The 25,280-nt window shown below is 36.0% G+C and carries 24 protein-coding genes; 8 read left to right on the top strand and 16 right to left on the bottom strand.

Translation table 11 applies throughout. The features are described from left to right. Nucleotides 1–58: 58 nt before the first annotated feature. Both dacB and ACI6MV_RS14200 read right to left on the bottom strand, forming a co-directional pair. A complete protein-coding gene (gene dacB, locus ACI6MV_RS14205) occupies nt 59–1,633 on the bottom strand; it encodes a D-alanyl-D-alanine carboxypeptidase/D-alanyl-D-alanine endopeptidase (RefSeq protein WP_407270967.1) in 1,575 nt (524 codons plus the stop codon). A gap of 197 nt (nt 1,634–1,830) precedes the next feature. Continuing rightward, nucleotides 1,831–2,043 carry a hypothetical protein gene (locus ACI6MV_RS14200; protein WP_407270966.1) on the bottom strand — a complete coding sequence of 71 codons (213 nt, stop codon included), beginning with the start codon at nt 2,041–2,043 and terminating at the stop codon, nt 1,831–1,833. Between the two features lie 240 nt (nt 2,044–2,283). Between ACI6MV_RS14200 and ACI6MV_RS14195 the strand changes: the two genes are divergently transcribed. The 3 genes from ACI6MV_RS14195 to ACI6MV_RS14185 are packed head-to-tail and all read left to right on the top strand — an operon-like array spanning nt 2,284 to nt 4,828. Then, nucleotides 2,284–3,072, top strand: a complete 789-nt coding sequence (locus tag ACI6MV_RS14195) for an ABC transporter ATP-binding protein (RefSeq protein WP_407270965.1) — start codon at nt 2,284–2,286, stop codon at nt 3,070–3,072. After that, nucleotides 3,056–3,805 carry an ABC transporter permease gene (locus ACI6MV_RS14190; protein ID WP_407270964.1) on the top strand — a complete coding sequence of 250 codons (750 nt, stop codon included), beginning with the start codon at nt 3,056–3,058 and terminating at the stop codon, nt 3,803–3,805. Before ACI6MV_RS14195 ends, ACI6MV_RS14190 begins: the two co-directional genes overlap by 17 nt. 30 nt (nt 3,806–3,835) lie before the next feature. Beyond that, on the top strand, nt 3,836–4,828 hold the full coding sequence (locus ACI6MV_RS14185) for an ABC transporter substrate-binding protein (RefSeq protein WP_407270963.1): 993 nt from the start codon (nt 3,836–3,838) through the stop codon (nt 4,826–4,828). Between the two features lie 782 nt (nt 4,829–5,610). Here the strand turns inward: ACI6MV_RS14185 and ACI6MV_RS14180 are convergent. Beyond that, nucleotides 5,611–6,240 carry a 3'-5' exonuclease gene (locus ACI6MV_RS14180; RefSeq protein WP_407270962.1) on the bottom strand — a complete coding sequence of 210 codons (630 nt, stop codon included), beginning with the start codon at nt 6,238–6,240 and terminating at the stop codon, nt 5,611–5,613. A 145-nt stretch (nt 6,241–6,385) separates the two neighbouring features. Between ACI6MV_RS14180 and ACI6MV_RS14175 the strand changes: the two genes are divergently transcribed. Continuing rightward, nucleotides 6,386–6,856 carry a BsuPI-related putative proteinase inhibitor gene (locus ACI6MV_RS14175; protein ID WP_407270961.1) on the top strand — a complete coding sequence of 157 codons (471 nt, stop codon included), beginning with the start codon at nt 6,386–6,388 and terminating at the stop codon, nt 6,854–6,856. Nucleotides 6,857–6,956: 100 nt separating this feature from the next. Here the strand turns inward: ACI6MV_RS14175 and ACI6MV_RS14170 are convergent, their stop codons facing one another. The 8 genes from ACI6MV_RS14170 to ACI6MV_RS14135 form a co-directional block, all read right to left on the bottom strand. After that, the gene (locus ACI6MV_RS14170; protein ID WP_407270960.1) at nt 6,957–7,841 is read right to left on the bottom strand and encodes an ROK family protein; all 885 of its coding nucleotides are present in this window, start codon (nt 7,839–7,841) and stop codon (nt 6,957–6,959) included. Between the two features lie 280 nt (nt 7,842–8,121). Further along, nucleotides 8,122–9,555 (bottom strand): glycoside hydrolase family 1 protein, encoded by a 1,434-nt coding sequence (locus ACI6MV_RS14165; protein ID WP_407270959.1) that lies wholly within the window; start codon nt 9,553–9,555, stop codon nt 8,122–8,124. Between the two features lie 130 nt (nt 9,556–9,685). Then, entirely contained in the window at nt 9,686–11,236 is a 1,551-nt protein-coding gene (locus tag ACI6MV_RS14160; RefSeq protein WP_407270958.1) for a response regulator transcription factor, read from the bottom strand. 2 nt (nt 11,237–11,238) lie between these two features. Beyond that, on the bottom strand, nt 11,239–12,996 hold the full coding sequence (locus ACI6MV_RS14155; protein WP_407270957.1) for a sensor histidine kinase: 1,758 nt from the start codon (nt 12,994–12,996) through the stop codon (nt 11,239–11,241). Between the two features lie 33 nt (nt 12,997–13,029). Continuing rightward, nucleotides 13,030–13,890: a carbohydrate ABC transporter permease gene (locus tag ACI6MV_RS14150; protein ID WP_407270956.1), complete on the bottom strand. Its 861-nt coding sequence runs from the start codon at nt 13,888–13,890 to the stop codon at nt 13,030–13,032. 17 nt (nt 13,891–13,907) lie between these two features. Further along, nucleotides 13,908–14,783, bottom strand: coding sequence for a carbohydrate ABC transporter permease (locus ACI6MV_RS14145; protein WP_407270955.1), 876 nt, complete (start codon nt 14,781–14,783; stop codon nt 13,908–13,910). Nucleotides 14,784–14,849: 66 nt separating this feature from the next. Beyond that, entirely contained in the window at nt 14,850–16,124 is a 1,275-nt protein-coding gene (locus ACI6MV_RS14140; protein WP_407270954.1) for an extracellular solute-binding protein, read from the bottom strand. A gap of 167 nt (nt 16,125–16,291) precedes the next feature. Further along, nucleotides 16,292–16,657, bottom strand: coding sequence for a hypothetical protein (locus tag ACI6MV_RS14135; protein ID WP_407270953.1), 366 nt, complete (start codon nt 16,655–16,657; stop codon nt 16,292–16,294). Between the two features lie 354 nt (nt 16,658–17,011). Between ACI6MV_RS14135 and metA the strand changes: the two genes are divergently transcribed. Continuing rightward, nucleotides 17,012–17,923, top strand: coding sequence for a homoserine O-acetyltransferase MetA (gene metA / locus ACI6MV_RS14130; RefSeq protein WP_407270952.1), 912 nt, complete (start codon nt 17,012–17,014; stop codon nt 17,921–17,923). A gap of 57 nt (nt 17,924–17,980) precedes the next feature. Beyond that, nucleotides 17,981–18,118, top strand: a complete 138-nt coding sequence (locus ACI6MV_RS14125; RefSeq protein ID WP_407270993.1) for a YpzI family protein — start codon at nt 17,981–17,983, stop codon at nt 18,116–18,118. 24 nt (nt 18,119–18,142) lie between these two features. On the opposite strand, the gene ACI6MV_RS14120 is transcribed toward ACI6MV_RS14125, so the two are convergent. From ACI6MV_RS14120 to ACI6MV_RS14110, 3 genes are all read right to left on the bottom strand, one after another. Beyond that, entirely contained in the window at nt 18,143–19,249 is a 1,107-nt protein-coding gene (locus tag ACI6MV_RS14120; protein ID WP_407270951.1) for an AbrB family transcriptional regulator, read from the bottom strand. 44 nt (nt 19,250–19,293) lie between these two features. Continuing rightward, on the bottom strand, nt 19,294–20,643 hold the full coding sequence (locus ACI6MV_RS14115; RefSeq protein WP_407270950.1) for a sodium-dependent transporter: 1,350 nt from the start codon (nt 20,641–20,643) through the stop codon (nt 19,294–19,296). A 192-nt stretch (nt 20,644–20,835) separates the two neighbouring features. After that, on the bottom strand, nt 20,836–21,231 hold the full coding sequence (locus ACI6MV_RS14110) for an acyl-CoA thioesterase (RefSeq protein ID WP_407270949.1): 396 nt from the start codon (nt 21,229–21,231) through the stop codon (nt 20,836–20,838). A gap of 269 nt (nt 21,232–21,500) precedes the next feature. On the opposite strand from ACI6MV_RS14110, the gene ACI6MV_RS14105 reads away from it, so the two are divergent. Beyond that, nucleotides 21,501–22,907: an NAD-dependent malic enzyme gene (locus tag ACI6MV_RS14105; RefSeq protein ID WP_483880218.1), complete on the top strand. Its 1,407-nt coding sequence runs from the start codon at nt 21,501–21,503 to the stop codon at nt 22,905–22,907. A gap of 193 nt (nt 22,908–23,100) precedes the next feature. Here ACI6MV_RS14105 and ACI6MV_RS14100 read toward each other — a convergent pair whose 3' ends face one another. Both ACI6MV_RS14100 and ACI6MV_RS14095 read right to left on the bottom strand, forming a co-directional pair. Next, a complete protein-coding gene (locus ACI6MV_RS14100; RefSeq protein WP_407270948.1) occupies nt 23,101–23,610 on the bottom strand; it encodes a hypothetical protein in 510 nt (169 codons plus the stop codon). Next, nucleotides 23,610–24,077, bottom strand: coding sequence for a hypothetical protein (locus ACI6MV_RS14095; protein WP_407270947.1), 468 nt, complete (start codon nt 24,075–24,077; stop codon nt 23,610–23,612). Before ACI6MV_RS14095 ends, ACI6MV_RS14100 begins: the two co-directional genes overlap by 1 nt. Nucleotides 24,078–24,282: 205 nt before the next feature. Between ACI6MV_RS14095 and ACI6MV_RS14090 the strand changes: the two genes are divergently transcribed. After that, a complete protein-coding gene (locus tag ACI6MV_RS14090; protein ID WP_407270946.1) occupies nt 24,283–25,245 on the top strand; it encodes a D-2-hydroxyacid dehydrogenase in 963 nt (320 codons plus the stop codon). Nucleotides 25,246–25,280 lie beyond the last annotated feature (35 nt).

Raw genomic sequence — 25,280 nt, 5'->3', positions numbered from 1 at the left:
ACTCAACATATTATTATACTACATTCTCAGTAAAATTTGGTTAACCTAATTCTATTTCTTATTGACTGACTAGTATTGATACAATTTTATCTTCTACATCTTTGCCTAGGTCCTCGTCCAATACGTTATTTAGCATGATGGAAAAGATTAGTGTACCCATAGTTGCCGTTTCAGCATAACCAGATAAGGTGGTTACGGTTGAGATCGTTCCTGTTTTCGCTTTCACCTTTCCACTTGCAGGTGTATCATGCATACGATATCTTAATGATCCACCAACCATTTTTTCCTGTACTCCAGCCACAGGTAGTGACTCTAAATAGGTTGAAAACCATGGTTTGGATTGAACAGCAAATAACAATTGGGAAATTTGATTTGCTGGAATTAGATTGACATGTGATATTCCCGATCCGTCTCTGATAACTAAGGTTTCTGTATTAACACCTAATGATGGGAGCATGGATTCAACGACTTGTAATCCCTTATCCCAACTTCCTTCTCCATGGACAACCTTGCCCATTTCCTTTACTAATACTTCTGCATGAATATTATTGCTAAGCTTCATAAATGGGGTTAGTAATTGTGATAACGGCATTGAGGAATGACTAACAAGAACAGTACTAACTTCAAATGGTGACGATAGAACCGTTAAATCTTCATTCCATGTTATCCCTTGCTCTTTTAAGGCTTGTTTAAATAAGTCTAATGCATATCCTGTTGGTTCCCATACAGAAATCCATTCTTTTTTATTATAAGAATCCATCTGAATCGTTCCATCTATCGTAATAATATTGGTACCATGCTCTCGTTCAATTTTAAGTTCTTCCTGCTCATCAGCCGTAGCAACCGTTCCTGCCTGATTGAGGATTGTAACATAATCCGTATCTGGTGTGATTGTCACTGTAGGCTTTTCTCCAACACCTGCTGAAGATACCGTAACAATTAAAGAACCAGCATCATAATCGTTATTCGGGGATGCTGTTAATGCTGAAATCTGTCCCCCATAATAGGTAAACTCATCGTTCCAACTAAGATCTGTCGAGTATCTAATACTATCAAACCAAGTATCATCTGCAATTATACTCCCCTCAATCACATCAATTCCTAAATCATGAGTTTGCTTTGCCAATTGGTTAAAATCCTCTTGTAATAATGTAGGATCTCCTTTTCCTTTTAAATATAAATTTCCGTTTAAGATACCTTCATTAATCGAGCCATCTGTTAATACTTCTGTCGTAAAGGTGTAATCAGAACCTAAGGATGAGAGTGCTGCTGCTGCAGTTAACAATTTCATATTGGAAGCCGGCTTCATTCTAGTATCTCCCATATGATCATAAAGTAGCTCACCATTCCTAGCTGATCGAACACTAACACCTGCTAAAGCGCCCTTTAGAATAGGATCATTAGTGATAATCTCATCTAATTGTTGCTGTAGCACGGACTTACCTTCTGCATGCATTGTAGCTTGAATATTTCCCGCATAATTGCTATCTGTCTTCAACTTATCTGTAATAACTAGTTTCCCAGCATGGATTGTAGAAGGAAAAGTAGAGTCAAGCCCACCATGATTGCAAGATACAAGAAAAATTAATCCAACTACAAACAAAAATGTACGAGAAATCTTACAGAAGTTCATATATACCACCTTTCTAATTTTTTCTTTGAATAGATATGTTTTCATTATTACCTAATTAATATGCAACTAGTATACATATCTTTATTCTGCTATATGAGTAATTTCATAAATACCTTACACAACTGTTTATAACATTACGAATAAAACCCAAGCACATTTGCTTGGGTAGAACTTTATAGATTATGTATTTCAAATAATTAACGAACGATAAAATGCCACCACAAAATAATACCAAGATAGACAGATACAGCAACGACTACATTTTGCAGCATATATGGTAAACGTTTTGGAATAAACCGAAACGTTAGACTAACAATTACACCTGGTATTAGTGTAAATAAAAGGGCGTACAAAAATAATCCTAATAAATTATCAATTGGAAATTGCATGGATTCCATTAAGATGCTCATCAATATCACCTCTTTCTTAAATCAAAACATTCAACAAAAACAGCCAATTTCCTGCAAAAAAATATTTTCAATTAAATTAAACTTAGGCGTATAAACAAGATATCTGTGGAATTAGTATGTTGCAGATGCCCAAAATAACATGAATTATCTTCACACGGTTGACAAATACTATATAAATATTATAATTAATATCTAATTCCGATTATTTTGATAAGAATTATAAGATTAGGTGTGATAAAGATGACTATTCATATAAATCAACTAAATAAACAATTTCATGATAAAAACAATCAACCTACCACTGTGCTTAAAGATATTAACTTAACAATAGATGAAGGTGAATTTGTTTCCATCTTAGGTCCATCTGGTTGTGGAAAATCTACACTACTTTCAATTGTAGCAGGATTAACAAGCACAACAACTGGTGAAATTGTTGTCAATGATAAAACGATTACTAAACCAGGAAAAGACCGTGGAATGGTATTTCAACACGCTGCGCTGTTTCCATGGATAAACGTTCTAGAAAATGTCATGTTTCCGTTAAAAAAGGATATGCCCAAGAAGGAAGCATCAAACCAAGCTAAAAAGTATCTACAAATGGTGCAGCTGAGTAACTACTTGGATCATTACCCCCACGAACTCTCAGGTGGTATGCAGCAAAGAGTGGCCATTGCAAGAGCACTAGCGATGGATCCTGGCATATTACTCATGGATGAACCATTCGGTGCATTAGATGAGCAAACGAGAACTCGCCTCCACCGTCAATTAGAAGATATTTGGATGGAAACGAAGAAAACAGTATTATTTGTCACACACAGTATTTCTGAATCTATTAAGTTATCGGATCGGATTATTGTCATGGGAACAAGGCCCGGTACCATTTTAACAGATATTAAAGTCGACTTGCCACGACCAAGAGATGAACATAAAACAGAAATGCTAAAAATAGAAGAACACATTATGAGCTATCTTAAAACAGAAATTGATAAAGTCATCAGCGAGGAGTTAGCCTATGAAGCCAGTAATTAAACGCATTATCTTTTTCGTTATTGTCCTGGCATTGTGGGAGATGGGTTCACGTGTAGGTCTATGGCCAGAAATCATGCTCCCACCTCCAACAAAGGTGTTCACCTCGCTTTATGTTGGCATATCTGACTTGACCCTAGTTTACGATTTAATAGCAAGTTTTAGACGCCTTATTATTGGTTTAGTTATTTCACTATTAATTGGCACAAGTATTGGCGTACTAATAGCTAAATCAAAAACAGCAGATGATACTATTGGGTCCACCCTGCTTGCCTTTCAAAGTGTTCCTAGTATCGTGTGGTTACCACTTGCCATCATGTGGTTTGGCTTAAATGAACAAGCCGTTATCTTTGTTGTTATTTTAGGTGGTACCTTTGTAATGGCATTAAACGTTCGAACCGGGATTAAAAATGTTTCACCCCTTTATGTAAAAGCAGCTCAAACAATGGGTTCTAAAGGTATCGACTTGTTTTTCCGAGTAACTGTTCCGGCATCAGTTCCTTATTTTGTGACTGGATCACGACTCGCATGGGCATTTTCCTGGAGAGCTTTAATCGCTGGGGAACTATTAACAACTGGACCAGGATTAGGCTATACGCTTCGCTATGCAGGAGATTTTGGCGATATGAGTTTGGTCATTGGTGTAATGATTATCATTGGTGTTATTGGTGCTATTGTCGATCAGTTAATATTCCAACGTATTGAAAAATCAGTTGCCAGACGTTGGGGACTATAATTAATAAACTAATCTTAGGAGGTTACAAACATGAAAAAAGGTTTTATTTCAATTATTATGCTTATAACATTTGCTGGTATTTTAGCAGCATGCGGGACATCTTCTACTAACGGAGACACTGTAGAAGAAATTACAATTGGTTATTTCCCAAACATTAATCACGTACCAGCAATGGTCGCAAAGGCGGAAGGATTTTATCAGGATCAACTAGGTGATGGGATTACAATAGATTATAAAACCTTCCCTGATGGTGCATCGTTCATGACCGCACTTAAAACAGGAGAAATTGATGCAGGATTGGTTGGACCTGGTCCTGCAATGAATAACTATACAACTGGAACAGACGTGAAAATTATCGGTGGTGGTTCTACAGGTGGGACAGTCGTTTTAGCTAGGCCTGGTAGTGGTATTGAGTCGGTTGAAGATATCCCAGGACACACTTTTATCACTCCACGTGTTGGCTGTACACACGATGTACAATTTGAAACGTATATGAATGAACTTGGTATAACTTCTGAACGAATTGGTGGGAAAATGGTGCATACCACTGGTGAACCAGCACAATATCAGATGATGTTTGAATCAGGTAGAATTGATGTAGCTGTAGCTCCGGAACCTTGGGCATCTGTCATACAAGCAGAAACAGGTGCTAAAGTAATTATTGATCCAACAGAAGTATCATTTGGCACAACACTTCCGGCATCCGTTTTAGTCACAACTGGTGAAAAAATTGAAAACAATCCAGAATTAGTTCAAAGCATTGTAGACGCTCATAAAGATGCAACTGCATTTATCGCTGATAACCCAGAAGAAGCAAAAACAATTGCGATCAATGATATTAAAGAAGTGACTCGTCAAGAATTAAGTAGAGATGTTATCGATAACGCATGGGGAAACATTGGTTTCACATATGAAGTGGATGCTGAAGCAGTTCAAGCATTCGGTGATTCTTCCTATAATCTTAAATTCCTAAAAGAAAAACCTGATTTCTCTGATTTAATTGATAAGCAATTCATTCAATAGAACATTTAAGGGTGCCGAATGCGGCACCCTTTTTTGTTAGGCTCTTTTCATAGAGTTCGTTGCTTTTATGTCATATTTGAAGTGAACTGCGTCGTAGTGCATAGGTGCTCACGATCTTAGATGTGCATCGCTCCGTCCCTACACTTTGCTTTCCGCAGGGGGGCTAGTGAGCCTCCTCGAACTGCGTTCAAGGCCACTGAAAAAGTCTTTGTCTGTTAAAAATGAAGTTTTTTCAAAAACACTATCCCAAAATCTTGCTACTTTTCTATAGAAAAGTGGAGAAACCAGTTCGATTTACTTCTGATTTTCAGGCGGAAAGTGGGGATGGATTTTTTTGGTATTCACTCTTTTCAAAATTTATCGGACTTTTTCAGTGGCCTCCTGCGTTCTGCGGGGTCTCACTTACGCCACTAGTCCCGCAGGACAAGGAAAGCTACGACAGCGATACATCGCACGAAGAAAATTGGGTTTTATTTTCGAGGAGTCAAAGTGTAGGGACTACGCTTCATAAAAGGTGTAACAGTACCCTAAGCGGTGGAAAAATACGCCACTCCAGCGGGAAAGGAACAGTCTGAAGACCCCGCAGAGAGCGCTCTTTGCGATTGAGGAGGCTGAAGCGTTCCCCGCGGAAAGGGCGTATTTTTCCACAGCGTCTGCTTAGCACTCCGTTACGACGCATTTTAGCTATTTTGCGTATGAACAACAATCTTTTAGATATTACTTTCATACCAAGGCGGCCATGACCAGTTCACCAGCTTATGCCTGCCTTCTTTTTGTTACAATTATAGATGATAATTTTTAACGCCCCTGCTTCTGACAGTCCTTTTATTTCGTTTCGCTTTCGGTGTTATGTAACTGCGCTCGAAAATCTTACCACATGAAATTTGGATTACATCTATTAATTCTCTCACACTTGTTACCTCTGTTTCTTTATTAGCTCGCAACAACAATTCGATAACTACTCTAGCGTCATCTAACGCGTGGTGATGAGCAAATTGAATACCATGTAACTCTGCTAATGTGTTCAGTTTATAATTCGGTAAACCAGGCCATACTTGCTTTGAAATCATTACCGAACAAAGATATTCTAATTTGGGATAATCTAGACGATAACGATCTAGACATGCTCTCAAAACACTCATATCAAAGCTAGCGTTATGAGCAACTAATAAATGATTATTCAAATATCCTTTAATAGTCGGCCACAGTTCTTCAAACGTAGGCGCATCAATAACATCTGATTCCGTTATTCCGTGTACATACACATTATGAAAGTCAAATTCCATTAAAGGATTGATTAAACTATAAAACTCTTCCCTAACTCCCTGCTCATTTATTATTACAATCCCAATAGCACACGCACTATCACGATACTTATTTGCTGTCTCAAAATCTATCGATACAAAACTCACAGAGCGATCCCCTCCTAAGATAATCATAAAGGCAAATATACTTGTAAGCAATTATCTTTTCTCATACTGTAACCTTTTCATATAAAGAAACGACATATAGGTTGAAATAGAAGTTAAGATGCAAACCTAACCTAGGAGGTTAATGATGAAAAAAACTATGTACTTTTTATTAGTAGTTTTATTTGGTTTATTTTTAGCAGGTTGCGGCACAAGCAATGCAGATGAAGGTAATCAAGAAACAGAAAATACAAATGGTAGTGGAAATAGCATCGTTGCAGGAAAAGTTGTACCAACCCTTACTGAATCATCTCCACTAGTTTACGATTACCAAGTGGCCAACCAAACTGAAGAAGAAGTTGTCCTTGAGTTTACAAGTTCGCAACGGTATGATTACGCTGTTAGTGATTCAAAAGGAGAGCAAATCTATTTATACTCAAGTGTTGCCTCTTTCATGCAAGTAATGGGAGAAGAAAAAATGAAACAAGGGGAAGCATTACAATATTCGATTGATTTACATGAACTCAATCTTTCTCCAGGTTCTTATGTCTTATCTGCATGGATGACTCCACAAGGTGGAGAAGAATATAAAGTAGAACATGATTTTACTATTGAATAAGTAACAAATAAAAGCTTGTAGGAATGGCTTTTCCTACAAGCTTTATAATGATTAAAAGTTATTACGAAATCGAATATACTTTTTGCTGGATGAGAGACTCCTAATTATTCACTTTCATGAAGCCGTAAACGGCACCTAGTAGATTCGCATCCTGCCTAAACATACACGTATCTATCACTGGACGGATTTTAGCAAGCTTAATTACATCGAGTATTTCACTTAATTTACCATTAATTTTATCGATTAAGTCCTCTCTTGCGCTTACTCCCCCACCAATTAATATGACCTCTGGATCATATATATATTGCAAGTTATAGATGCCAATTGCCAATAGATGATAAAATCGATCAACTGCATCGATACAAATCGTGTCTCCTGCTTCCGCTAATTCAAAAATTTCTTCCCCAGAAAGTGTTTCAAAATCTACATTTTTTGCCTTTGCTACACTTTTAATTAGTGCCTTCATCGATGCAACTCTACTCCATACATCGTCACTGCTCGTATAATCACTCGTTAGCAGCATGTATCCAAATTCTCCTCCATGGAGGTTATTGCCTTTATGTAGTAATCCGTCCTTAATTACTGCTCCACCAATTCCGGTTCCAATTACCATCACAAGAACATCTTGCTTGCCTTTAGCTGAACCATTCCATACTTCCGCATAGCCTGCACAATTAGCATCATTCTCCATATACACCGGTAATCCAGTACGCTCTACAATTAATTGTTTTATATTTGGCCCATGTATGTAGGGAATTGCACTGGAACCATAAATAATTCCTTCATCTGAAACAGCCCCCGGGCAACTTATTGCAATTCCTTCCACATCTCTAAATTGTTTTGCAAATTGATTGATCACTTCCAATAATTCTTCTAATGCTTTTGGTGTTTTAACTTTTCCTTTTTCTAATATTTCAGCATCTTCCGTTACGATACCGTATTTAATAAAGGTTCCACCGACATCAAAAGCTAAGAACTTTTTCATAAAAGATTACCTCCCTTAGTTTGTTTTATGATGTATTCACATGCCTTCATACCAAATTATTTTAGTAAAAGGCACCCCTTGTTGAATCATCGTTCCCATCCAGCAATCCTACAGTGGAAAAAATGCGTGTAGCTGAAAATCAAGCATTAACCATTTACTTTTCGATTTCGATTCTACTCGATATTTTATCTTCTAATAGTTCTTTTAGTTCGTCAAGAGTAAAAACGACTTAAATAAGTTGGCAGAAATAGCTAAATTACTATTTCTGCCAACAACTGAATTACTTATTCACACGATCGTCTAGTGCCTCAAATTGCCTAGCCTTAATAATATCTTTGTACCAATGTGCAGACTTTTTCAAGCTTCTATTACGATCGTTTTCAAGATCAATGGAAACGAGTCCATATCTATTCTTAAAAGCATTCATTGGTGAAACATTGTCAGAAAACGCCCAAAGCATATAACCTGTACAATTTGCCCCTTGCTCTACGGCTTTTAACAACCACTTTAAATGCTCACTTATAAATTCAATACGATAGTCATCCTGTATTATTCCTTCTTCATTTTTGAACCGATGTTCGTTTTCTACACCCATACCGTTTTCAGCAATGAACCACTCTATGTTTCCATATTCATCTTTCATACGCATCGCCATATCAAACATAATCTTAGGATATATTTCCCACCCACGATACGGGTTCATTTTTTTACCAGGTAACTCAAATTTTTCATAATAATATTCAGGATGAAATGGAATGCTATCATTCCAAGCTGATGTTCGTGCTTTTACTCGGTGTGGAAAGTATAAGTTTAATCCCACATAGTCGACTGTGTTTTCTTTAATAATCTGTAATTCCTTTTGACTATGTGCAGGGGTTATATCATGCTTTTCCATCAAGATAAACAGCTCTTCAGGAAATTCTCCTTTAATAGCTGGATCTAAGAACGTACGATTGAAAAACATGTCATACATCCTTGCCGCTTCCTGGTCGTGCTCAGCAGTAGAGCGAGCATAAGTTACTTCTGGATTTAAGATTACCCCAACCTTCGCACCGTACTTTTCTTTCAATTCTTTTTCTTTAAACAATGCAACTAACCTTGCCGTAGCTAATGCTTTGTTATAGTTCCACTGCATCCACTTTTTTGTGTTTTGCTCGAATGGCCAGCGAATCGCATCCAGATATACGCGTGTTTGCACTACTACAGGTTCATTGAAGCTAAACCAATGTTTTACTCGATCTCCATAACGATCAAATACTTTTTCTGCATATTTGATAAATAATTCAATAACATGTTTTGATTCCCAGCCACCATATTTTTCAAATAACTCAGCTGGTACTTCGTAGTGCTCTAAACAGAACATTGGCTCGACACCATTGGCGATTAACTCGTCTATAACATTGTCCACATATGCTGCATATTCTTCATCTACAACCGCATTCTCATAATCTACTAAAAAACGCGACCAGTTGATAGAAGAACGGAAGTGTGTTAAACCAATCTCTTTCATATAACTAATGTCCTCTTTATATCGATTATAGAAATCAGTTGCTACAGCTGGTCCATAACCGTTGTGCCAGACGTTTTTATTATTTTTATACCATAAATCCAAATAAGAATCTTGAAAATCTTTCTTCCCGGACCACCCTTCCGTTTGCCACGCAGATACAGCCGCTCCAATCATAAAATCCTTCGGTATATTTACTTTAATCATGCTAATTTTCCTCCCTTTAGTTTCAAGTACTTACAACAAATACTCGACTACAGAAACAAATAGCAAAGTTTACTAGTTGTCCCCATTATCATTCGTTGCTATGGAATCATTTTAAGCAAAGATTCATTGTTTATCTGTCAATAAATTTTCGATAATTCGTCGGTGTTGTTCCAGAAAATCTTTTGAATACGTCGACAAAATATTTATATTCTTTAAAACCCACTTGTTCAGCAATTTCACTCACCTTTAAAGGTGTTTCTGCAAGTAACGTTTTTGCTTCTTCTATTCGCAAATCATTTACATATGAGTTAAAATTTTCGCCAGTCTTTTGTTTAAATAAAGTACTAAAATAATTCGGCGAAATGTTAACAACATCGGCAACTTCATTGACCAATAGATTTGATTGATAAAACTCTTTAATATAAGCTTCTGCGCGTTTGATCAACCAATCCTTCTCACCTATTTCACTAACATCTAGCTTACTGGAAATTACGTTTAAATCATCTTCAAAAAGTTCTTTGAGTAATTGGTAAGAATTGTACAGCCGCACATCAATCCACTTTTTATAATGCAATTCTATTTGAACAGTTTCTCTATTGCGGAGTGACTGAATTCTATTAATAAGTTTTATAATAATCTCGCTACACACTTGCACAACTTCATCTAGAAAATATTGTTCTGTCTCAAAGAATTCAAACAATTCTTTCGCATAACGATGTATGTCTTCTTTATCCATTTCCAAGATGGATGTTACTATTTTTGTTTCTAATTCTATTGGATAAACCTGTTGGCCCTGTTGTTCCGTATGATGGATGACAACACTTCCATCTTTTTGTAAAGGAAGATAACGGATGTTGTTCAGTAAATCAGTAAATTTCCTGTTAAGTTCTGCAAGCTTTATTGGAGATTCACTCCATACATACATAAGATCATATCTTTCATTCCAAGTGGTATCAGTAAGCAAGGCCCTTACCCTTTCAGCGCAACTGTCTTGTTCATATTCAAGTAAGCATGTTAGTAGCACATTCTCATTCGTAAAAATAGAAATTGTTTGATATCCATTATTTGATAAAGTTTTATCAATACCATTCTTCCACAGCGATTTTATATTTGGCATTGCTTGCTCAGTTAAATTATTTAGTGTTTTACTATAATCTTGTAAAACACTAATGAAGGGATAGACTCTAATTTCCTCGATTTTTTTGTTAGTTTTTGATAATCTCACAGGAAAATTGGATACTTGATTAAATATTGCATTTTTTAAGACAGTTTGATAGTTAGCCTCTGCATCCTTCTGTTCCACGATCAATTCACTTATAATATCCTGTACCTTATTCACTAGTTCATCAATATTGACAGGTTTTAATAAATAATCCTTCACACCCGCTTTCAATGCCTGTTGCGCGTATGCAAACTCATCATAGCCACTAACAATAATCGTCCGAACTTTAGGATAATGCTCGTGTAGGTAATTAGCCAGTCCTAAACCGTCTAGATTTGGCATTCTCACATCCGTAATGACAAGATCAATAGTTTCACTGACGTTAATTTTGTTTATTGCGTCCCTTCCATCATTAGCAGTACCGATTACTTCGATGTTATATTTTTCCCAAGGAATGGTGTCTTTTAAACCGCGTGATATAATAGGCTCGTCATCAACGATTAACATCTTGAAAGACATGGCTATTCACCTAATTCCTTCCTAATACCTTTTATTTTTTCTTTATTTAATTCTGGAATTGTAATTTGAACAGTAGCACCTAATTGGGTATCTAATACGCTTAGCTCCGATTGATTACCAAATGCAATACTTAATCGATCCTCAATATTAGCTAACGCATACCCCTCATGATTGTCAAAACCTTTCTCTGCCGATGTCTGATCGAAACCCCACCCATTATCAGCCACTTCGAAAATAACTTTATCTTTAACTTTATAACAACGAATAGCAATGACACCTTGTCTCGGTAAATCTTTAAATCCGTGTTTAATGCTATTCTCCACTAAAGGTTGAAGAAGCTGCTTCATTACATAAACATTTTTTATTTGATCATCGATATAAATACTAAACCTCAACCGATCACCTAAACGATTTTTTTGCAGTTCCAAATAGTTTTTAATATATTGAACCTCTTCTTCCAGACGGACCCACATTTTTCCCATATTCAGACTCATACGAAATATATTGGAAAGTCGTTCAATTTGTTGTCCTGTTTCCATCGCATTCTCAAGCCGTGCTGTCCAGCGAATCATATCTAATGTGTTATATAAAAAGTGTGGATCAATCTGATTTTGTAATGCTTTTAGTTCTGACTCTTTTTGTTTTATTTTAAGTTTATATTCACTTTCAATATGCTTCTCCAACATAATCACCATTTTGTTAAAACTCAATCCTAATCGGCCTATTTCATCTTGAGAACTAACTTCTACTTTTGCAGAAAAATCCCCACCTTCAAGTTGTTTCGTTTGATCAGTCAACTCGATAATTCGTTTAATGTTGAAAACGTAAAAACCTACAAAAGCAATGCCACCTAATATAATAAGCAAAATAATCATATTAGTAATAAGTGATCGCACATTGTATAAACCTTCAACAACTTCACTTTCATTGACTAAAATCACCGAATACCAATCTGTCCCATTGATCTTATTTTTGGTAAGCAAATAGGTATCATTATCGGTTTTAAATGTCACTGTTGATTGTTCCTGGTTTTCTACCATTTGAATTACACGAGAGTCAGGAAACGGCTTGCCGATTAAAGATTGTTCTGGATGAAGGACTACTTCTCCTGAACTGTTTATAATGAAATAATCGCCTTGTTGATGAGATGCTTCAGCTTCGATTGCCTGATAGAATTTTGATCCATCTAAGCGGATCCTTGCCATTCCAATTGGTTGAGCAATATCATTAATATCATTGATCATCCTAGACAAGCTAACAACCGTATTGGTACCAGCCCAATCACTTGTAACCTTATAACTATCACTCCAAAAAGGTTTTCCTTCTGTTTGTTGCATTTTTTCATCTAAAACTTGTTCATCTGCTGAAATTGGATTTCCGAAGTGTAGTGTATTTCCCAGACTACCTCTAAGCAGTATTGAATCTACATAGTCATAACTTGTTAACTGAAAAGTGAGATAGCCCCGGATATCTTCTTCTGATTGCCTAATTTGTTGTATTTTATTTTTAGAGGCAGTGAAAAACGTTCGAAAGCTATCATCGTAGATCATATAAGATGTCATATTTTCAATCTCACTTATGATCGATGCTAAATTTTCATCGTTTTTGTTTAGCCTAGCCGTAGTATTTACTTCAGCTTGGTGTTTGAAAGCCTTTGTTGCTTGATAATAAATTAATGTTCCAAAAAGAATAGTGGGCAGGGTAATAAATAGCAGAAATACGGTTAAGAATTGTTGCTTCAAGCCCCAATGTCGTCTCATATGTCATCAACCTTTTAGTTTTCTACTCCTATTCTATCCTTTTACTGCACCAGCTGTCATTCCTTGTACTATTTCTTTTTCAAGTAATAAATAAAAAGCAACAATTGGTACAAGGGACATCGTTAAACCTGCCATCTGCGCTCCATAATTTGTTGTGAATTGTCCCGCGAAACTTGCTAATCCTAACGGCAGTGTTTGGAATTCAGGATTGTTAATTAATACAAGAGCAAAGGAGAATTCATTCCAGTTATAAATGAAGTTAAGAATTAACACAGTAGCTAAAGCTGGTCGAGTCATTGGCAAAATGATTGACCAAAAGATTCGATAAATACCACAACCGTCCATAATAGCTGATTCTTCAATATCTTTCGGAAAAGCTTTCATAAAACTAGTTAAAATAAAGATAGTAATTGGTAGATGAAAAGCTATATACGGGAACAATAACGTAATTGGTGTATTTAAAAGGCCTATATTTCTCATTAATATAAACATTGGCACCAAAGTTGCATGAATAGGAATCAACATACCAAAAATAAAGAAAGTATAAACAACTCTGTTCATTTTGAAAGTAAACCTTGCCAAGAAATATGATGTAATTGCTCCTATTAGCACCGTAAGAAAGGTTGCTGTTAAGCAAATGAAGATACTATTTGTAAACAACGTTCCAAAATTAGCAGTCGTCCACGCATCTATATAATTTTGAAACACAAATTCTTTCGGAAATCCAAATTGATTATTAGCAAACTCTTGATTTGATTTAAATGAATTTATAATCATCCATAAGATTGGATAAGCATTAACAACAGCGAATGCAATCAAAATAATGTAGATTATTAGCCGTTTTACACTAAATTTCTTTTTCTTTTTCATTTCAGGATTAATAAATGTTTCCATAGTGATGTTGTCCCCCCTTATAACATTTTGCGACCTAGTAATTTTGTTACCACATAGATTAATATAAGACTAAAGAAGAAAATAACTACAGAAACCGCACTACCGTATCCGTATTGCAGTTGGGAGAATGTTTCATTAAACATGTACAAAGCCATTACATCTGTAGAGTGTGCCGGTCCACCGTGAGTCATAACATAAATTAAGTCGAAAGTTTTTAAGCTACCGGAAATACAAAGAATAACTGCTACTATAACCGTATCCCAGATCATCGGGACAGTAATTTTCCATGTAGTTGTCCATTCTGATGCCCCGTCTATTTTTGCAGCTTCTAACACTTCTTCTGGCACATTCTGCAAGGCTGCTAAAAAGATAATTAGATATAGTCCAACGAACTGCCAAATCACCGTCACTAACACGGATATCATCGCCCATGAGGAATCGCCTAACCAATTTTGCGCAATTGCTCCAAGACCAACCGTTCTTAACAACTCGTTTATTAATCCATTTTCAGAATTGTAAATCAAACTCCAAGTTAAAGAAATAACAACCGTCGATAATACAACTGGCAGGAAACCAATCGTACGGAAAATTTTTAGTCCTTTAAGTTTTCTGTTTAATAACAATGCAATAAATAGCGCAATCGGCACTTGACCAAATACGGATGCCAACACAACATAGATGTTATTTTTCATAGAATTCCAAAACAATGGATCTTGAAATAGTTCACTAAAGTTAGCAAATCCTACAAATTGCATCTCCGAAAAGCCATCCCACTCCATTAGTGAATAGTAGAAGGACTGGAGGATCGGTAAGATCGCAAACACAAGGTAAATTAGTATAGCTGGCAATAAGCCAAATGTAATTGCAATTCTTTTATTCCGTGTTGCATGCATGCTCTCACCCCTATAATGGTCATAGGTTGCCTAAAACGGCAACCTATGTTTTTTTATATTCTATTTTTACTCGGACTCTAATTCTGCTTGCATTTCTGCTGCCAATTCTTCAGGAGTCTTGTCGCCTAACGTAATCGATTGAAGACCGTTATTAATAATATCTGTTAACTCCGGAGTAAGTGTAGCATCATACACTGGTGCTAATCCTCCTTGCGCTAACTTATTCGCCTCTTGGAATACTTGAGGAATATTATCGCTCATTTCTACGTCAGCCGGAACAATGATGTTAGCTTCTACTAGTTCCTGATACATTTCATCACTATAGAAGAACTCTAAAAATCTAAATGCAGCATCTTGTTCAGCTTCATTAAGTTCGCTATTAAGGGCGATACCTCCACCAGCTACACCTGCGATCTTAGCTGGGTCACCTTCTCCACCAGCGAAGCTTGGAAACGGTGCAACACCAATATTTTCTACATTTTCCGCATTGTCTAAAATCGGTCCAATAGCCCATGAACCAGCAAAGTGCATTGCTGCATCTCCTGAGATGAAGTTATTTCTTGCTTGTGCTTCATCAAGTGTATTCATGTCTCCATTGAATGCATCCATTTTCGTTAATTCATCAATAACTGATAATGACTTGATAAATTGTTCATTCTCAAATGTTCCATCACCATTTAACACATTCGGTAAGAAATCACTTCCGGTAAAACGATCCGCAATGGTTGAGATGTATACTGATTGCAGTGGCCATATAGCTTTGTTACCTAGAGCAATAGGTGTAATATCTTCACTATTTAATGCACCAATTAAGGTTTTTAACTCTTCGTACGTTTCTGGGAATGTATCAAATCCTGCTTGTGAAACCATTTCTTTGTTATAGAAGATTAAACTAGTCTCACTTATGTTACCTGGTATTGCATATTGCTCTCCATCTGAAGCATAATCTTTCATTATACCCTCTGGAATTTCACCTTCCCAATGATCAACGATAGGGTTTAATGAAAGTACAACCTCTCCATCAATTAGAGGTTGGAGTCTTGCTCCAGGCCAAACACGAAACATGTCTGGTAACTGTTTACCAGCAGCTTGTGTTCTAAGTTTTGTCTCATACTGATCATGTGGAATTGCTTCAATAACTACTTTGACATCTTCATTTTGCTCATTAAATTTTTTAACCATATTTTTGTAGGTAGTATTTTCCGGACGATCTTCTGTCCAATCATTCCATAAAGTAAGTTCTACTACGTCACCATCTGGTGTAGTTTCATCTCCACCACTACAAGCTGCTAATCCGATTAGTACAGCTACACTAAAAAGTATAAATCCAAGTTTTTTCAATTTTGCTTCCTCCTCTTATCTTAAGCGCTTACACAGATTGTAACAGCTTTCATTTTCAGACAGTATCCGATAAATCTATAAAATCATCCGAATTTTTCAGATATGTAAACGTTTTACGGAAACTTAAAAATACCCAATGCTTAAAAGACATTGGGTACTTTTATTCTTTATTCTTTAGCTAACTTATCGACCTTTTTTCTCATAGAACTTATAGTCGTCTTTTTGTATCTTATTGCCAAAAATATAACTTTTAGCTTTTGTGAAGGTGATAATCGGTTAAAGCGCGGTTCCTGTTTTAAAAATGTTCTAAAGATAGACCAGCTATTAGAACTCCACGGAACAGCATATTTATGGTAATGGTTCGCTCGTATTCGACTTAGCCAGCCTTTCAATCCTTTTTCACTTTGCTCATCAATTATACATGGTACATATATTTTGCCCGTGTGCTTTTTTAAGTACTCTAAGTGACTAATTCCATATAATAGGTTGTAGCTACCGTCTTTATGATTCTTTTTCACAACTAAAAGATGCATACAGTCCAACACAAGTATTTTAAACCTGTTCATCCTATCTGTCATACTTTGTGGAGCGCAAGTCTTAATCTTGTTAAGAGGAATATACTGAACAGTGAATTTCACTAACACCCTCCCCTTCACCTTTGGTTTAAATAACAATTGAAAAGTATCATTACTATTATATGCCTCGTTATGTAAATAAGTTCCCTACAAAAATATGAACCCCGTGATAAATGAAAATAAAAAGGTAGCTATAACGAGCTCAATTTTAACTATTGCGGGTAAACGTTTAATGATTTTCTTTTGTTGCCCCATACACAATACATAGATATAATGATTGTAGCCTTACTAGCAACAAAGGGGGAACCACACTTGCCTATTAGAATTCCGTCACATTTACCTGCACGAGATATCTTAGAGAAAGAGAATATCTTTTTAATGGATGACCAACGTGCGGTTAAGCAAGATATACGGCCTTTAAATATACTTATTTTAAACTTAATGCCTGAAAAGCAAAGAACAGAAACACAGCTTTTACGTTTGCTCAGTAATTCACCATTACAAGTCAATGTGCATTTTTTACATACAGAAACGTATGAATCGAAAAATGTAAGCAGATCACATCTAGAGCAGTTTTATAAAACATTTTCACAAGTTAAAACCAACTATTATGACGGTATGATTATCACCGGAGCACCTGTAGAACACTTACCTTTTGAAGAAGTCACTTATTGGGATGAGCTAACGGAAATAATGGATTGGACAAAAGATTATGTTACCTCTGTTTTGCATATTTGTTGGGGTGCACAAGCCGCACTCTACTATCATTATGGAATTGATAAGCTGAAACTTCCTAAAAAGCTTTCAGGAGTATTTAAACACCGAATTCATGCTCCAACAGTGAAGCTAATACGAGGAATTGATGATGAATTCATGGCTCCTCACTCACGGTATACAGATGTTTCTGAACAAGAAGTTCTAGCATGTGAGGACATTACCCTATTAGCATCATCAGAGACGGCTGGGCCTTTCCTGATGATATCTAATGATGAGAAAAATATTATGGTGACAGGACATGTAGAATACGATGCTGAGACTTTAGCTGAGGAATATCAACGAGATTTGGCTAAAGGCGCAAGACCACACATACCAATTGATTATTTCCCAGAAAATGATCCATTAAATATGCCTGCCAATCGTTGGCGCTCTCAGGCTTACCTTCTATTTTCAAATTGGTTAAATTACTATGTATATCAAGAAACACCTTTTAAATGGAATAAATAATGTTTTCCATTGGCGGGAACACTATACATGAAATCTAATGTTAGAAGGGATGATTGTATGGGTAAAGACAGACAAGAACGAAAACAACGTAAATCAGGGAACGTAGAAGCTGATCGCGATCAAGCATTACATTATGGTGGTGCAACTAGACTAGAGCAACACAATGCTAAAGAGGCGAGAAATAACCGTCGTTAACCTGAAAAGGAGCTCAAAATATTTCTATTTTGAGCTCCTTTTTTTCATATTTTCCATATTTATAAACCATTGTTGACGAAATAACCATCGTAATGTATATGGAACCAAAAACAAAATAAATAATATACGAAATGTTTGGTAGCCTGTTACAGTTGGTAAATCTGCGTTTACTTCTTTCGCAACAATCCCCATTTCAGCAATTCCCCCTGGCGCAGTGCTTAAAAAAGCCGTGACTGCAGGGATTTCATGAATGAATTCAAGTGCGATACCAATACCAAATGAGAAGCATACAAGTGCCAATCCCGTAATGATTGCAGCAACTGCTGTCTTCACTTTGTTTTCCAGTTTTGCTGGCTTAATCATTAACGCGATGTAGGCTCCCATCATTAATTGCGAGACGTCGACAATAATATTAGGTAACTCAGGAGAAGGAATTCCACTCAAACCGACAATTGCAGTAATCAGCATCGGGCCAAGCAAATATGCAGTTGGTAATTTTGCAATTTTTCCTATAAAAGCAGCAGCAATCGTAGCAATTGTATAAATGACAAGCAAACTCCATTGCCACACTTCCTCGCTCTCACCTAATATCGTAATATTTGATCCCACTCCATTTTCTAGTAACGGGCTCAGTGCAATTACCGGAACGATAAATATTACACTAAACAGTCGTGTTAATTGAAAGAACGTCACAACCGTCACATCAACATCTTTTATTTCCTCACCTAACACGATCATTTGGGATAATCCACCCGGAATGCTTCCAGCTATCGCCGATCGTAAAGAAATGCCAGTGAATTTCGAAACAAAGAAGGCAAAACACATACTGCTAATTACAATAAAAAGCGTAACAATCAGCATGGTAGGAAGCTGATGAATGATTGCAATTAAGGTTACCAATGTTATCGAAGAGCCCAACATATAGCCAATTACTATTAATCCCGTATTTCGTATTTGGATTGGCCAGTATAATGGATATTTCGTAAAGGTGGATGTAATAAGAACAATAACCATAGAACCTAATAACCAAGGAAGCGGGACATGCAAAAAGTAAAACAACGTTCCTCCAAGGAGCGACAAAACAAACGTAATAATAAAACGTATTATTCTATTAAAAGGTGTTCGACTCAAGCTAAACACGTCCTATTTTTTTCTGTTATTTATTATACCGAATCTTACTCCACAAATTTTAAAAAACCAACCATATATGCATAGACAACCACGATTGTGACCGGAGCTATCCAAATCATAACAGTTCTCCATGCCTTGTACCATATTGGTGAAATTGTATTACTTAGCGTAAATTCCTGTTCCACTAGAGTTTTATCCATTCGGTAAATGATGAACAATGATATTAATAAACAGCCCAAGGGAAGCATAATATTGCTAACCAAATAATCTGTCGCATCAAATACAGTTTTATCAAAAATTTTGAATTCACTTAACGTGCTCATTGATAGCGCCGCCGGTATTCCTGCAATAAACATAACAACACCAGAGACCAATGCAACTTTTTTCCGGGTTCGCTTTCCACTTTCCGTAAAAGCTGACACAATAATTTCTAGCAAGCTAAAGGAAGATGTTAATGTAGCGAATAGGAATAGCAATAAAAATAAAGACAAGAAAAATTCACCCAAAGGAATTTGTGAAAAGACGGTCGGCAATACGACGAATAATAATCCCGGGCCTTCTGTTGGCTCTAGTCCAAATGCAAATACTACCGGAAAAATAGCCAATCCTGCAAGTAAGGAAACTAAGATATTCATCACTACTACTGAGGATGCAGAAGCGGGAATACTAATGTCTTTATTTAAATAAGAACTATATGTTACCATGCAGGAAAAACCTACTGCTAACGCAAAAAAGGATTGACCAAGGGCGTACAATACCCCTTCTGCAGTGATCACCGAAAAATCAGGTTTTAGGAAGAATATTATACCTTCCGTTGCCCCATCTAAAGTTACCGAACGAACAACAAGTACAATGAAAAAAATAAATAATAACGGCATCATATATTTACTTGCTGTTTCAATTCCGTTTTTTATTCCAAAAGAAATGACAATCACATTAATACACAAGAACAAAGCCAATCCAAGTAACGTAAAGGTTGGTGATGCTGTAATACTTCCAAATAATTCCCCATAATTAGCCCCCTCTTGGATGATACGACCAAATAGGGATTGAATACTATAAACAAGCACCCAACCACCAACAACACTATAGAAGGATAGTAGAAGAAAACAACCTAACACTCCGAGTTGTCCAACGATTTTCCAAGCACTGTTTGGAGCCAGAACCTTATAGGCAGTTATTGCCTCTTTCTTCGCGCCTCTTCCGATGATAAATTCTGAAATAAGTAGTGGAAGTCCTAACAATACCGTAAATAAAATAAAAATAAGGAAGAATGCTGCTCCTCCATTCATCCCTGTCATATATGGAAATTTCCAAATCGCCCCTAGACCAATCGCTGCACCAGCAGTAGATAAAATAAAACCAATTCTCGATGACCAATGTTCTCTATTCAACTTGTCCCTCTCCTTTTTTCAATTGTAATGTTCCGTAATTATAAGAAAAATATTTATTACCTTTGCAAGCACATAATTTATATTATAGAAAACTAACAGTAAAATTACGAATATAATATATAAATAATGAAGGATGAAACAAAATAGCCACATCACGTTTAGATGATGTGGCCACTTTTATAATCTATTTACTCAGCTTTCCATAAATTGCTTTAGTCGGCTTCTCATTTGCTCTTGTAATGGTATTGAAGCCTGTTTATTAAAATCAAAATGGACCATTGTAACTTCACCAATTGCTATAACTCCTCGTTCATTGGTGATTTTATGCGCTATCTTAAAACTAGTGAAACCAATTTTTTCTATAGCTGACTCTACAATTAATTGGTCATCAAAATAAGCTTGTTGTTTATAGTCACATTTTACTGAAGCAACAATATAGGACCACCCATCCATCTGCATAGAAGCACGCAGATCTCTTAACAACTCAATCCGTGCATCCTCCAAGTAAATAAAGTAACTAATATTGCTCACATGTCCTAAACCATCTGTTTCATTAAACCTTACCTTAACCTTGTGCTCATGCATCATTTAAGTTACTCCCCTTATCCCTATAAATAGATCTTTTAATGAAATCGCTTACTATTATTATACTACGTAAATACTTAACTTGAGAATTATATGTGAAAGAAGACGCTTCATTGCGCAAATAAGGCCTGATTGTAAGTTTGTTAAATTTCAAAAATATGTTACATTATAATCACTTACTTCGTATACTTCAAAACATCAAAATTGTTCCATGTAATGCATGCGTTTTCAATCCAAGATAATTATTACCCTCGATAGTACTCGAAAAGGAGATGTTAACATTGGCAAAGTCAAACATGCACGTTATTTTACGATTAGAAATTAACAAAAATGAAATTACATTTGGAGAAATAGCTACAGTAGTAAGTAATACTAGCGGTGATATGGTCGCAATTGACGTGATCAAAGAAGGACCACAAATGACCGTTCGTGATATTACGATTCGTGTTAATGATGAAAGCGAGCAACAGAAAATAGTGGCTTCTATTAATGCATTAACAGGTGTTACTGTTAAGCACGTTTCTGATCGTACTTTTTTAGTGCATTTAGGTGGGAAAATTGAGGTCCATTCCAAGCTTCATATTGATAACAGGGAACAGTTATCACAAGTGTATACACCGGAAGTAGCTCGTGTATGTCAGGCGATTGATGAAAATCCTTTGCTTGCTTATAACTTAACAATAAAAAATAATAATGTTGCAGTCGTCTCCGATGGTACAGCCGTCTTAGGCTTAGGAAAAATTAAGCCTGAAGCTGCCATGCCTGTTATGGAAGGGAAAGCAATGCTATTTAAGCGGTTTGCAAACATAAATGCCTATCCTATTTGCTTAGATAATCATGACACCGAAGATATTATAAAAATTATCAAAGCAATTAGCCCTACTTTTGGTGGAATAAACTTAGAAGATATTGCTTCCCCACAATGCTTTGAAATTGAACAACGATTAAAAGAAGAGCTTCCTATACCTGTCTTTCACGATGACCAACACGGAACAGCGATTGTAGTGCTGGCCGGAATCTTTAATGCATTAAAACTACTTAAGAAAAATATAAAAGACTGTAAAATTGTAGTTTGTGGTATTGGTGCAGCAGGTATTGCCATTACCAAAATGTTATTGAACGCTGGTGCAGAAAATGTAATTGGTGTTGATCGAAACGGTGCGATTTCGAAAAATGACTCCTACGACAATAAGATGTGGACGTGGTATGCTGAAAACACCAATCCTCATAACATTCAAGGATCATTATCAACTGTGATTGAAGATGCAGATATTTTTGTCGGCGTTTCTGCTGCTAATGTTTTAAAAGTAGAAGATGTTAAGAAGATGAACACAGACCCTATAGTCTTTGCACTGGCAAATCCAAATCCAGAAATATCGCCTGAACTGGCAATGCCTTATGTCAAAGTCATGGCTACTGGAAGGTCTGACTATCCCAACCAAGTCAATAATGTATTATGTTTTCCTGGAATATTCCGAGGCGTGCTAGATTGTCGTGCATCATCGATTAATGAAGAAATGAAATTGGCTGCAGCAAAAGCAATAGCTTCTACGATTAAAGATGATGAATTAAATGAAGATTATATTATTCCAGGTGTTTTTAATACGGAAGTTGTAACAAAAATTAAAGACGCAGTAATAGAAGCTGCCTATGCAACTGGTGTGGCTAGAAGAATCTGATTGTTAGGAAAAGCCCAGGGCGCCCGTATAGCAACTATCCGAAACAAGAAAACCAATTGTTTCTGCGCGTGATCTGGAGAGCTTTCCTTAGTGCAATTACTCGTCCCACCGAATACATTTGCATGTCCCTTGCCGCTCCCTCGTGTCATGAGTTGAGGGCGTTCTAGCTAGTTAGAAAAGAAGAAGCACCTGTCTATTTAGGCACGTGCTTCTTCCTTTCCAAATTAACAATCTTACATATATAAACGAAAAACACCAATGTTGATGACTGAATAAACAAATAGAAGCTGAACGAATAATATAGCTTCCATCCTTTATATTGAAACACATCAAATAAAACACACAAGCCTTCAAATAGCATTCCAATTATTGAACAAGCGATAATGAATAATACAATGCTTAATCCGGTTGGTTTACACTTATCGTAAACATAAATGAAGAGATAGCAAAATGGTGGATATAGTAAATAAACAAATAGATCAAACAACTCATATTTCCCTGTATCCATAACATCATAAAGATCAATTAACGTTCCAGAAATTAAATGATCTGACAATCTTGCTACTATTGAAGCAAACACCATAATCAAAATCGTTATAGCTAGAGGAAATCGTTTTGGAAGTAACAGTACGATGATATAAGAAATGATGAATGCAACGATAACAAATATTTCATTTTGATCAAATCGGGTTGGCAAGTCCATTAGTTATTACCCTCCCTTAATGTCACAATCCTAAAGGCTATTAACAAAAGACCACCTAAACACATCATGATTAAGTATCCAAGGAAAGACTGCCAATATTGCCACCCTTGAAAGGTAATTACGCCCGAATGAACGAGCAGATATTCAATCGCACATAAAATGCTTACTTTGAGTATCATAAGGAGTAGCTTATTTAATTTAGATGCTACTAAAAAAACATTATAAAAGATAAGGATCAATACTGGTGCAACTATTACTTCAAATAGTAAAAATATTATATAGTTATTCATTTGTTGATCTATTTTCCAAACACTTAGATTGACAACTAAGATGGCAAAATAACTAGTAGCAATAAATTCAATAACCATTAGAGAGAGTAAGTTTTCCAAAACACTTAATCTTTTCCTCATAACAATATTAGTAATGGTTAGAATCAAACAAACAGTAATAGCAATCCATAATTTCATTCCAATCAACCCATTTAGTAAAGATTTTGTTGTTTTTATCTTACCTAATATTTACTTTTATATGAGCCAGTTTGATAATTAGCTAATACAACGTAAAAAGTAATATATAGTTGTTGCGTATCAATATAGCTAAAAAAAGACAAGCTTTTCCCATACAAAAGAAAATCATGTTAAAATGAAAAAAATGCTATTTCTGAGGTGAGTTATGAAATCAAAAAAAATAATTGTTGCAGAAAATCTTAACAATCAGCTACAAACGAAAATAAAGGAAGCTGTACCAAATTGGGAAATTATATTTGGAAAAAATAGAGATAACTGGAACCACCACTTACAAGAAGCACACATCATTGCTGGATGGAAAAAAGCTATGGAAGAGCCCTGCTTACAGCAAACATCCCAACTTCAATGGATACAAAGCTGGAGTGCAGGTGTGGACAATTATCCATTACAGTTAATTGCAGACAATTCTATTCACTTAACTACAGCCTCTGGTGTCCATTCATATCCAATATCTGAGACAATCTTTGCGCTAATGTTGGGCTGGACCCGAAAAATCGATACATATGTACGAAATAAAACGAATAAAATTTGGGATCATGGAAACTTGAAATTGGAGATTCATCAGAAGACAATTGGTATTATAGGAGTAGGTGCAATCGGTAAAGAGACAGCCAAAATTGCCAAAGCATTCGATATGAAGGTTATTGGTGTAAGAAATACAAATAAACCAGAACCCTTTGTAGACGAAATGGTAACAATCGATCAATTGCACGATATCCTACCGAGCTGTGATTTTGTTGTTTTAACTTTACCGTTAACAGAACAAACTAATCACTTATTTGGGAAAGATGAATTTAAACTGATGAAACACTCTAGTTTTCTTATTAACATAGGACGTGGAGAAGTAGTGAACGAACAAGCGCTCATTGAAGCACTCCAGAATGAAGAAATTGCGGGCGCTGGTTTAGACGTTTTTGAAAATGAACCGCTAGAAAAGACAAGTCCCTTATGGGAAATGGAAAATGTAATCATTACACCACACACTGCTGGCTCAACTGAATATTACGATCAGCGTGTTGTAGAAAATATTCTCATCCCAAATCTACGGTCCTACATAAATGGACAGCCACCATCAATAAATCTAGTTGATTTTAAGAAGCAATACTAAAATAGTAGCAGCCAGGCTCAAAATCGAGACCTGGC

The organism is Radiobacillus sp. PE A8.2 (genome assembly GCF_045635475.1).
GTDB lineage: Bacteria > Bacillota > Bacilli > Bacillales > Amphibacillaceae > JBJGXI01.
Note: the sequence above shows the minus strand (reverse complement) of the source record. Positions and strands in the feature narration are given on the sequence as shown.

Bases quoted from the DNA above. Each gene is read 5' to 3' on its own strand.
- dacB (WP_407270967.1), bottom strand. From the start codon at position 1,633: ATGAACTTCTGTAAGATTTCTCGTACATTTTTGTTTGTAGTTGGATTA.
- ACI6MV_RS14200 (WP_407270966.1), bottom strand. From the start codon at position 2,043: ATGAGCATCTTAATGGAATCCATGCAATTTCCAATTGATAATTTATTA.
- ACI6MV_RS14195 (WP_407270965.1), top strand. From the start codon at position 2,284: ATGACTATTCATATAAATCAACTAAATAAACAATTTCATGATAAAAAC.
- ACI6MV_RS14190 (WP_407270964.1), top strand. From the start codon at position 3,056: ATGAAGCCAGTAATTAAACGCATTATCTTTTTCGTTATTGTCCTGGCA.
- ACI6MV_RS14185 (WP_407270963.1), top strand. From the start codon at position 3,836: ATGAAAAAAGGTTTTATTTCAATTATTATGCTTATAACATTTGCTGGT.
- ACI6MV_RS14175 (WP_407270961.1), top strand. From the start codon at position 6,386: ATGAAAAAAACTATGTACTTTTTATTAGTAGTTTTATTTGGTTTATTT.
- ACI6MV_RS14170 (WP_407270960.1), bottom strand. From the start codon at position 7,841: ATGAAAAAGTTCTTAGCTTTTGATGTCGGTGGAACCTTTATTAAATAC.
- ACI6MV_RS14165 (WP_407270959.1), bottom strand. From the start codon at position 9,555: ATGATTAAAGTAAATATACCGAAGGATTTTATGATTGGAGCGGCTGTA.
- ACI6MV_RS14160 (WP_407270958.1), bottom strand. From the start codon at position 11,236: ATGTCTTTCAAGATGTTAATCGTTGATGACGAGCCTATTATATCACGC.
- ACI6MV_RS14155 (WP_407270957.1), bottom strand. From the start codon at position 12,996: ATGAGACGACATTGGGGCTTGAAGCAACAATTCTTAACCGTATTTCTG.
- ACI6MV_RS14150 (WP_407270956.1), bottom strand. From the start codon at position 13,890: ATGGAAACATTTATTAATCCTGAAATGAAAAAGAAAAAGAAATTTAGT.
- ACI6MV_RS14145 (WP_407270955.1), bottom strand. From the start codon at position 14,783: ATGCATGCAACACGGAATAAAAGAATTGCAATTACATTTGGCTTATTG.
- ACI6MV_RS14135 (WP_407270953.1), bottom strand. From the start codon at position 16,657: ATGCATCTTTTAGTTGTGAAAAAGAATCATAAAGACGGTAGCTACAAC.
- ACI6MV_RS14125 (WP_407270993.1), top strand. From the start codon at position 17,981: ATGGGTAAAGACAGACAAGAACGAAAACAACGTAAATCAGGGAACGTA.
- ACI6MV_RS14110 (WP_407270949.1), bottom strand. From the start codon at position 21,231: ATGATGCATGAGCACAAGGTTAAGGTAAGGTTTAATGAAACAGATGGT.
- ACI6MV_RS14105 (WP_483880218.1), top strand. From the start codon at position 21,501: ATGTTAACATTGGCAAAGTCAAACATGCACGTTATTTTACGATTAGAA.
- ACI6MV_RS14100 (WP_407270948.1), bottom strand. From the start codon at position 23,610: ATGGACTTGCCAACCCGATTTGATCAAAATGAAATATTTGTTATCGTT.
- ACI6MV_RS14095 (WP_407270947.1), bottom strand. From the start codon at position 24,077: ATGAAATTATGGATTGCTATTACTGTTTGTTTGATTCTAACCATTACT.
- ACI6MV_RS14090 (WP_407270946.1), top strand. From the start codon at position 24,283: ATGAAATCAAAAAAAATAATTGTTGCAGAAAATCTTAACAATCAGCTA.